Annotated in this window: 4 protein-coding genes and 1 pseudogene; 3 read left to right on the top strand and 2 right to left on the bottom strand. The window is 71.4% G+C overall.

Going from position 1 to position 8,951, the window contains the following annotated elements; all coding sequences use genetic code 11:
* The first annotated feature begins 7 nt into the window (after nt 1–7).
* The 3 genes and pseudogenes from AB0D32_RS12770 to AB0D32_RS12760 all read left to right on the top strand — a co-directional run.
* Complete coding sequence (locus tag AB0D32_RS12770) at nt 8–1,156, top strand: AAA family ATPase (protein WP_357088592.1); 1,149 nt, start codon at nt 8–10, stop codon at nt 1,154–1,156.
* A gap of 11 nt (nt 1,157–1,167) precedes the next feature.
* Nucleotides 1,168–2,799 carry a VWA domain-containing protein gene (locus AB0D32_RS12765; RefSeq protein WP_357088572.1) on the top strand — a complete coding sequence of 544 codons (1,632 nt, stop codon included), beginning with the start codon at nt 1,168–1,170 and terminating at the stop codon, nt 2,797–2,799.
* Between the two features lie 605 nt (nt 2,800–3,404).
* A pseudogene (locus AB0D32_RS12760) lies at nt 3,405–4,298 on the top strand (hypothetical protein); the annotation flags it as partial.
* A 323-nt stretch (nt 4,299–4,621) separates the two neighbouring features.
* Here AB0D32_RS12760 and AB0D32_RS12755 read toward each other — a convergent pair.
* Together AB0D32_RS12755 and AB0D32_RS12750 are read right to left on the bottom strand one after the other, a co-directional pair.
* On the bottom strand, nt 4,622–6,052 hold the full coding sequence (locus AB0D32_RS12755; RefSeq protein WP_357088570.1) for a hypothetical protein: 1,431 nt from the start codon (nt 6,050–6,052) through the stop codon (nt 4,622–4,624).
* A complete protein-coding gene (locus tag AB0D32_RS12750; protein WP_357088567.1) occupies nt 6,049–8,859 on the bottom strand; it encodes a BTAD domain-containing putative transcriptional regulator in 2,811 nt (936 codons plus the stop codon). The genes AB0D32_RS12755 and AB0D32_RS12750 overlap by 4 nt, the downstream gene beginning before the upstream one ends.
* Between the last annotated feature and the right edge of the window lie 92 nt (nt 8,860–8,951).

The following is an 8,951-nucleotide window of genomic DNA, read 5'->3' as shown; positions in this document are numbered from 1 at the left end:
GTGCCCGGTGACCTCGCCCGCTCGACCCGCCAAGCCCAAGGCCAAGCCCCGCCCGATGTTCGGGCCGGTCCTGGCCCTGCTCGCGGCCGAACCGCGCCGCGCCTTCTCCATCAGCGACCTGGGCAAGGAGTTGCCCGGCCGGTCGTCGGGGGCGATCGGCTCCGTCCTGAACCGCCTTGTCGACCGCAAATGGGCGACCATGTCCACCGGATCGCCCCGCCGGTACACCATCACCGCCGAGGGCATCGACGCGTTCACCGCGGGAGCCGGCACCAGCCGCGCCCCCTCGGCCGCCGCCCCCACGCCCACGGCGCCCGCCACGCCGGCACCTGCCCCGACCGGCCCGGTTCCCCCGCGTCCCGGCGCTGTCCTGCGTCCCAACGGGGTCTGGTACCTGCCCCGCCAGCTCGGCGACAGCACCGACGTCGAGGTGCTGCGCCGGCTGCGCCGCGACACCATCGCCGTTCTGCTCTACGGGCCACCCGGCACCGGCAAGACCAGCCTCATCGAGGCCGCCTACCCGGACGCGATCACCGTCGCCGGTCACGGCGACACCACCGTCGAGGACCTCGTCGGCAACTATGTGCCGCTGCCCGACGGCGGCTTCGAATTCGCCTACGGGCCGCTCGTGACCGCCATGCGCGCCGGACGCGCCCTGTTCATCGACGACGCCACCCTCATCCCACCCCGCGTGCTCGCCGCCCTGTATCCGGCGATGGACGGCCGAGCCACCATCACCATCGCCGCCCACCACAACGAAGTCGTGACCGCCACCGACGGGTTCTTCGTCTGCGCCGGCCACAACCCCGGCGTGCACGGCGCCATCCTCACCGAAGCCCTCGCCTCCCGGTTCTCCGTGCACGTCGAGGTCACCACCGACTTCCAGCTCGCCCGCTCCCTCGGCGTACCCAACGGCGCCATCGACGCGGCGATCGCCCTCAACGCGCGGATGCGCAAGCACGAGATCGACTGGGCGCCGCAACTGCGCGAGTTGCTGGCGTTCAAGCGCGTCGCGGCGAGCCTCGGCCTCGCCGCCGCCGTGGCCAACCTCGCCGCGATCGCACCCGAACCCGACCGGCAAGCCGTCGTCGAGGCCCTCCAACGGGCCTACCGCGGCGCCACCATCACCCCCCTCACCCTCGGCAAGCAGAAGTAAGGCAGGCCGCCATGACCAGCGTTTCCGCACACCTGCGCCCCTCCGGCACCAGCCCCGCCTCCACGGCCCCGGCCGCCTCACCCTGGCACCGATGGTCAGCGGCCTGGACCAAACAGGCCGCGATACTCACCAGCCGACCCGACGCCAGCGTGACCGTCACCCCGGCGGCCGGTGGCCCACCCGGCTTCAGCTACCCCGCCACCGCCCAGATCCACATCGACGCCGACCTCATCGCCGACCCGACAATCGCCGACCCCCGCCGGCCCGCGCACCGGTCGAAGGTTCCCGTCGCCTACGGCGTCCTACTACACGAATGCGCCCACGTCATCCACTCCCAGTGGGACCCACCACCGTCAGCGCCGCCCGTCGTCCGGGAAGCCGCACTCCTGCTCGAGGAATCACGCATCGAACGACGCTACCGCGACACCCGACCCCGCGACCGGCGCTGGCTCCGCCGCGCCGTCACCAGCATCATCGACCCCGCCGACACACCCACCGACACCCTCTGGAGCGCCGCCTACGCCGCCGGACTGCTCCTCGCCCGAGTCGACGCCCGAATCCTCTACCCCGCCGACGTCCGCGAGGCACGACGCGCCATCACCACGGTCCTCGGCCGCAAGCTGATCCGGGGCCTACGCGCCATCTGGCGGGAAGCCCACACCGTCGGCGACACCGACACCACCCGCATGATCGAACTCGGAGAACGCTGGTGCCGCCTGCTCGGCATCGACCCGACCGTCACCCCGAGTCTGCCCGCCGACGACGCGGCCACCAGCGCGATCGCAGCAGCCATCGCCGGTGCCCTCGACACCATCCTCCACAACCCCGCCGACACCCCGGAACCCGCAAGCGACAGCCCCCGTCCCGACGAACCCGGCATCCACGTCGACACCGACACGCCGATCACCTGGGCCGAACGCGAAGCCCGCGACGCCGAACGCCAAGCTGCCAACCGGCTCACCGCCCTGCTGCGCCGCGCCCGCCACCGCGAACCCGCCCGCACCCGCGAGCCCAGCAGCGCACCGCCCGGACGGCTGCTCACCCGCGCCGCCGTCACCCTCGCCGCCCAACGCGCCAGCGGCGCCATCCCCACCGCCCAGCCGTGGCAGCGCACCGTACGCCGCCCCATCCCCGACCCCGAGCTGAGAGTCGGCATCCTCATCGACGCCTCCGGCTCGATGGAGGACTTCGCGAAACCCATGTCCTCCGCCGCGTGGATCGTCGCCCAGGCCGCCACCCGCGCCGGAGCCACCACCGCGACCCTCGCCTACGGCGACCGGGTCACCGTGCTCATCCCGCCCGGCCGCCGCCCGGCCAAGGTCCGCGACATGCGCGCCGACGCCGGCACGGAACGGTTCGTCGAGGCCTGCGCCGAAGCCGACCGGCTCCTGCGCCTGTCGACCCCCGGCACCGCGCGGCTGCTCGTCGTCGTCTCCGACGGCCACTACGTCAACCCCGACGAAAGCCAGGCCGCCATCACCCGCCTCCACCACACCGGATGCGGCGTCCTCTGGCTCGCACCCGACAACAAGGGCTGGCCCTCCAGGGTCTACGACAACACCACCACCATCACCGTCGATGACCCCACCACCTGCGTCAACCTCATCGGCCAAGCAGCCATCGACGCCCTGACCAGGGCCTGAACCTGCGCCCCGTCGCCGGGCGTCGTCGGCACAGGACACAGCGGGGACGGATCCCAGCCACACATCGTCAGGACCGTCCCCGCTGTCCACCCGCAGGTCCATGACCTGCGGCCCGCCACGCGAGCGCGCAGACGAACCCCCGCGCACGACTTGTCTCCGTCGCCGCATCGAGCGTCAATTCGCCCGATACCTCCGGACCAGACGTCGCGCCTGACACCAGGGCGACCCCACCCACAACTGAGGGAAACAGGCATGCCTGTCGCTGAACCCACCCCGCCGCCGGCCGAACCAATCTTCGTCGACCGCTACGACCTGCCGTACGCCGAGCGTCCCTGGGGGCCGATGTACCTCTCACCCTGCTGCCTCGCGGCCGTCACCATCTTCATCGATGACGGCGTCCTCTATTGCAAGAAGTGCTACCAGGGCGTCGAGGAGCGTCTGGCCGCCATCCCTGAGCCGCGCGAGCCGGCACTACCGCTCCAGCAGCACCAACGCCGGACCGGGACCGCCGCAGCACATCGGGCACGGCCTGTGGTCGCGATCGAGACGTCGACGGCGTCCTCAACCCCGACCACCGGCCCACCGCCCGCCAGCTCGGCTACCGCCGGCACCACTACGACGGTCCCGATCCCACCGGCCAGCACGTCTCCGGCGAGGTATGGCTGCACCCCGACCACGGCGCCTGGCTCAGAGAACTCTCCCGCGACGCCGACCTTGTCTGGTGCACAAGCTGGGGTGCGGTCGCCGCGACCTGGGTCGCACCCCGGCTCGGCCGGCCGGCCGACCTGCCGGTCATCGCAGTAGGCGATGGCGGCGTGCGGTTCGGACGCCAGCTCAAGCTCGCCCCGCTGTACCGCGCCATCGGCGGACGGCCGGTGGCCGTTCTCGACGACGAGTTCGGCGGCCGGGATCCCGCGGAGGCCACCGACCGCACCACGCGTGGCGGCGCAACCCTGCTGATCCCCGTCGACAGCGCCACCGGCCTACAACGAGGCCACATCAATCGGATCATCCGCTGGCTCAACCAACTCGCCGCCGACGCGCAAGAGCCGCATGTGCCAGGCGACACCGCCATCGGGCCGGCCACACCTGATGGAGAGGACACGTCAGGAGACGAGAAGTACGACCTCAGCGTCGGCGATCCGGTGCTGCGGAAATCACGAATGCTGTCCCGGCAGTGCCGCACGTGCATCTTCCGGCCCGGCAACCTCATGCACCTGGGTCAGGGCCGTCTCCGGGACTTGGTAGCCGAGGCGCGGCGGGACGAAAGCTTCATCATCTGTCACGACACCCTTCCCTACTCCCAGTTTCCGGAGGCCAAGCCGGCCATCTGTCGGGGATTCGCCGACCGCTACTCGACCCAGAGGCTCCAGGTCATCGGGCGACTCTTCGGGTTCATAGAGGTCGACCCACCCGGCGAGGACGCGTGCGGGACCGACGACACCGCGCCGACGCACGACAGCACTAGCGGTACGGCCCAGCCCGGCTCGGCGGGGTAGATCTGCGGCACGAGGGTGGGCTGGGCGGTAGTCGCTCAGCCCACCCTCGGCCTGACGAGCATGAAATCCAGTCCCCTTTCTCGTTGATCGGCGGGTCTGACGCTATTCGCTGTGGCCTGAGTCCACCCCGTCGCGGGATCCCGGCCAACGCCGGGCAGACGGCCCGGAGGGAAACCTCCGGGCGTTGTGCCGTACCGCACGAGGCTCGCAGACCGCTTCTCCACACAGTGTCTCCAGGTGATCGGACGGCCCATCGGGTTGATCACATGTGTTGTCTGTTGGTGTTGTCGCGTTCAGGGGTACTACTCGCGCTGGCTGGTGCGTCACGCGGGACCGGTGTGTCGGCGTGTCCGTTCCCTAGCGATTCCCGGTCGCCGGGGGTAGTCCGCCGGCAGGTATCGGTAGACCGAACGTAAGGATCTGCCGACTTTCTCGGCAAGCAGCTCAGGGTCCATGTTCGGTTCTTTGCGCAGCCAGTAGGCCACCGCCTCCGCGGTTCCCTGGGGAACTTCCGACTTCCCGCCGTTGTCAGCGTTGTCTTTGCCGCTGGCGCTTTCGGCGGCTGGGTTCGCGGCGGTCGGTTCGTCCAGCGGCGAAACACCGTCGTGGCTCTCGGCAGGCAGGTGCTGATCGCCGCAGGTGATCTCCTGGTCCCGCGTCGGCTCTGACATCCGTGCCCGCCAGCCATCGGCTGCTGCGGACTGTGCGGGCGGCGGTGGCGAAGACGCGGTGGGCTCGGCTGCCCGAGGCGTCTCGGCGTAGCCTTCCCGCCTGCACCAGCGACGGCGGCGGCCGGCATTGTTGGCGGTGATGATCCGTTCTGGGGCCAGGTCCGCAGCGAGCAGCGTGGTCAGGCCGTTGTAGTCGGCGGTGGCCGAGAGGCGTGCGGCGATCTCGTCGAGGTCGTACACCTGCACGGCGATGTCGGCGGTGGTGGTGTCCAGGGCTGCTCGGATCCTGCGGTGCAGCACTCTGGCGATCGCGGCGTTGCGGTTCTCTCGGGCGAGTGCGGCGCGGGCTCGCCTTTGGGACTCGTAGAGGTCGAGTCCGTCTGCCTTGGCGATCGTCCGGGCGCGAAGGGTGACGGCGGGATGTCGGATCCAGTGCCCGACCAGTTCGTAGGCGGGTGGTGCGGGTGGAAGGTTGCCGGTGGCGCGTAGGCGGTCGCGGCGCTGGTTGCCGGCGTGGATGAGCCAGACGAGGTAGCCGAGGGCGGACATGCCGGCGTAGAACCCGCCGAGGAGGTGCTCGGGGTGGGCGGCCCAGTTGAATGTCACCGCTCCGGCGGCGATCGCCGCGGAGAGCAGGCGGGACGCGAGTGCCCGCTCGCCGAGCCGACGTCTGACGTCCGCGTCGGCCATTACCACCACGCCGCCGAGTTCCAGCGTGGCGACGGCGGGGATGGCGACGGCCAGCGGAATGTCGAGGGCCTGGGCGGCACCGGTCACCTGACCGACGAGGGCTACGGCGAGCACCAGGACATAGAACGCCTGCCGGGTTCGGGTGGCATGCCTGACCGCTTTGCGTACCTCGGTGTCGAGGTTTTCGTGGGTTACCGGGACGGTGTTGCGCCGCAGTGCGTGGGTCGGCTGGTGACCGGTTTCCGGCGAAGGTATCTCGCCGGGAAGCGGCGTTGGTCGCGGGTCGGCGCGGTCTTCGGTGGCTGGGGCCGAGGACCCGGTCGAGGTGGTGGCGGGTTGACCTGCTTGATCGGCACCCGCCGTCCAGAGCGGGGGGACCGGAGGCGCCGTCATGGCCGGCGTCCGTTGTCGCGGGGGCGCGGTCGGCCGGCGGGCCGACCAGGTTGTGGGCCGGCGACCAGCTGGTGGGCGAGAGCGAGGGTGGCCTTGCTCGGGGTCGCGTCGATCTCGGCCAGACGGCGAGTGAGGATCTGGTGTAGGGCGTGGATCTCGTCTAGGTGCCCCAGAGCGGCGTGGGCCCGCATCGCCTGCTGGTACAGCGGCTCCGCGTAGGGGTCATGTCTGATGGCAGCCTCCAAGACCGCGAGGGCCTCGTCCGGGTCCGGTGTCGTGGTAGCCAGTGCGAGGTGGGCGTCGCGGGCCTGCCGGCGGATGCCTTCGCGGTGGGCCTCGATCCACTCGTAGTCGAAGCCGTCAGCGAGGCCGCCGCCATAGGCGTCCACGGCGCGACGCAGCGGGGCGAGCCGATCGGCGCTGCTGGTGGCGTGGTCGGCGTCGCGTAGCGCGGCGCGCATCCGCCACAGGTCCGTGTCGATCGCCTGTCGGTTGAGCACGTAGCGGCGGGCGGGGTGGGTGAGGTAGGTGCCCCGGCCGCTCGTGCGGGAGAGGGTCTTGCGCAGCGCGGACACGTAGGTGTGCAGCCGGTGAGGTGCTCTTGCCGCAGGCGCGTCGGGAAGCAGGTCGTCGAGGATCGCTTCCTGGGTCGCTTCGCCGTCGTGCACGGTGAGGTAGACCAGTAGTTCGAGGGCCTTTGCCCGCAGCGGCAGGCTGGTGTCTCGGTCCAGGATGCGGGCGTCACCGAGGACCTGCACCCTGACCCGCCCTCCACTACTCTCCGGCTGGCCGTCGGCGGGTAATGGAGAACTCGGGTGGGTTTTCGTCGTCGCTGGGTGGCTCGCGATGGGTGGGGGCGGGCTCATGTTGTCTGGCGGCGGGCCAGCGTCGGCTGCCGGAGCGACCTCCCCGGCGTGACGCGGCCCCGGTTGCCGGGTTTCCGGTTGGCGTGCCTGGGCCGGGGGTTGGTGTGGGCCAGCGGGTGCCTCGGCGAGCGTCGCGAGCAGGTCGATGGTGTCCGAGGGGGTGAGGACGGTTAGGCGGCCGACAGCCGGGTCGGTGCGTCTTCGGCTGTCTTTTCCGTCGGCGAGCGTGGTGGTGCCGTCGAGGTCGACGGCGATGGTGTCCCCGTCGGGCCAGGCGCCGAGCAGGACGCCGTGGATGTCGAGGCGCTGCCCTTGGGCGAGCAGAGCGGCGGTGCGGGCGCGCTCGTGTGCCGCGCCGGGCTCGGCGATGAGCAGCAGCGGTGGCAGCGCTTCGGCCGGCGGGTAGGCGCCGCGCAGCGCGGCGACGGTGTCGACGTCGTGTTCGCAGCACAACCTGGTGCGATGCAGGATCTGTTCCTCCACCACGTCGAGAGCGTCGGTGAGGCTGTCGGTGACGCTCAGGCGAGGCGTGTCCACGACGAGGTTCGCGGTGTCATCCAGCAGGGTGGCCAGGAGCGCGGAGGGGATGACCACCTGGCCGCGCTCGTCAGGCTGCTCCAGAGCGCCGGAGGCGAGTGCGGACAGCAGGAATCCGCGTGCCGCCGCGTGTGCGGCCGGTCCGGTTAGTCCGAGCCCCGACGCCGGCCAGGCCTTGGATAGCAGGCTGGTCGGCGCGGGCGTGACCAGGCCCGCGTCGGTCGGCAAGCCGGCCTGGCCGGTGCTGGGAACTCTGGTCTGGGCTGGGTCGGCGTCGGGGTGAAGGTGCCCGGAGGTGGCTGTTGTCGTGGCCGGACCGGTGGTGCTGTTGGAAGCGCCGCTGGTGGCCGCGGGGGTGGAGGTGGGTTTGGGATCGGACAGCGCGCGGCGGATGCGGGCCAGGATGGTGGGCAGCGGCGGCAACCGCGGGTCGTGCCTGTGGTTTCCCGCTGACACGTTGCGCAGCGGGGTGTGGTGGTGTTGCCGGTAGGCCCATGCGAGAGTGCCGACGGCCAGCACCGCGGCGGCCAACGCCGCATCGATCCACCCTCGGTCGCCGAGTGACACCCCGGGCTGGTCGCAGTTCGTTGACGGCTCGTGGGGATCGGGTACGGCAGGTGCCTCGGGTGTGGCGGTGGCCGGTGCGGTCGGCAGGCCGGTGTCCTTGTCGGGCAACGGTGACGTCCGGTCGGGCACCGGCTGTGGGCTGGTGGGAGGCGTGGGTGGGGCTGGGGCGTCCGCGCGGCCGGGGAGCCGCAGCGTCCAGCCGGGCCGGATGAGGTCGGGGTCGGTCAGGCTGCCCGTGGGGAACCTCGTGCCACGGTTGAGGGAGTAGATCTCCCGCCACCGGTCGGCGTCATCGAGCCGACGGGCGGCGATCGCGGACAGGGTGTCGCCCCGGCGCACCGTGACGGTCCGCTGCTTCGAGGGTCCGTCGGCGTTCGGACTCGCCGAAGACTCGCCGGTACGGGCGTCGCTGTCACCGTCAACGGGTGGCGGGATGGTGCGGTGCGGGGAGTCTGTGGCGGGGGCGGCGAGGACGGCGGGAGCGGCGCCGCCGACGCCGGCGGTCACGGCGGTAGCCCCGAGTAGTGCCGCGGTCAACCCCTGCAACGGTCCCGGGAGACGCAGCCGAGCGAGCCGGTGCAGGCGGCGGCCCGCCCGCTCGTACAGATGAGTCACCATGGCGGTGGCCAGCAGCGCCCAGAGAGCCCAGCCTGCGGCGAGCGCCAGGACGGCGAGGAATCCCGGTGTCAACGGCTGGCTGACCCACGCCCGCACCTCGTCGCCGTCCGGCCACCGCACAGTGAGGCAGCCGAGACCAAACAGCAGCAGCGCGGGAGTGCCGATAACCGCCGCGGCGGTGAGGAACCTGCTGACGCGAGCTGCTTTCCGGATGCCCATGACGTCCCTTCCTGCCGACCGGGTGAGGTGCGGGGAACGTTAGGCCCGGACAGGCGGATGAAGACGGTTCGGGCGGGACACACAAGGTCACA

Source organism: Micromonospora sp. NPDC048170, from assembly GCF_040652795.1.
In the GTDB taxonomy this organism is placed as follows: domain Bacteria; phylum Actinomycetota; class Actinomycetes; order Mycobacteriales; family Micromonosporaceae; genus Micromonospora.
The sequence above is the reverse complement of the archived record's forward strand: the minus strand, read 5'-3'. Positions and strand labels throughout refer to the sequence as shown.

Excerpts from the sequence above, each read along its gene's own strand:
- AB0D32_RS12765 (WP_357088572.1), top strand. The coding sequence starts at position 1,168 with ATGACCAGCGTTTCCGCACACCTGCGCCCCTCCGGCACCAGCCCCGCC.
- AB0D32_RS12755 (WP_357088570.1), bottom strand. The coding sequence starts at position 6,052 with ATGACGGCGCCTCCGGTCCCCCCGCTCTGGACGGCGGGTGCCGATCAA.
- AB0D32_RS12750 (WP_357088567.1), bottom strand. The coding sequence starts at position 8,859 with ATGGGCATCCGGAAAGCAGCTCGCGTCAGCAGGTTCCTCACCGCCGCG.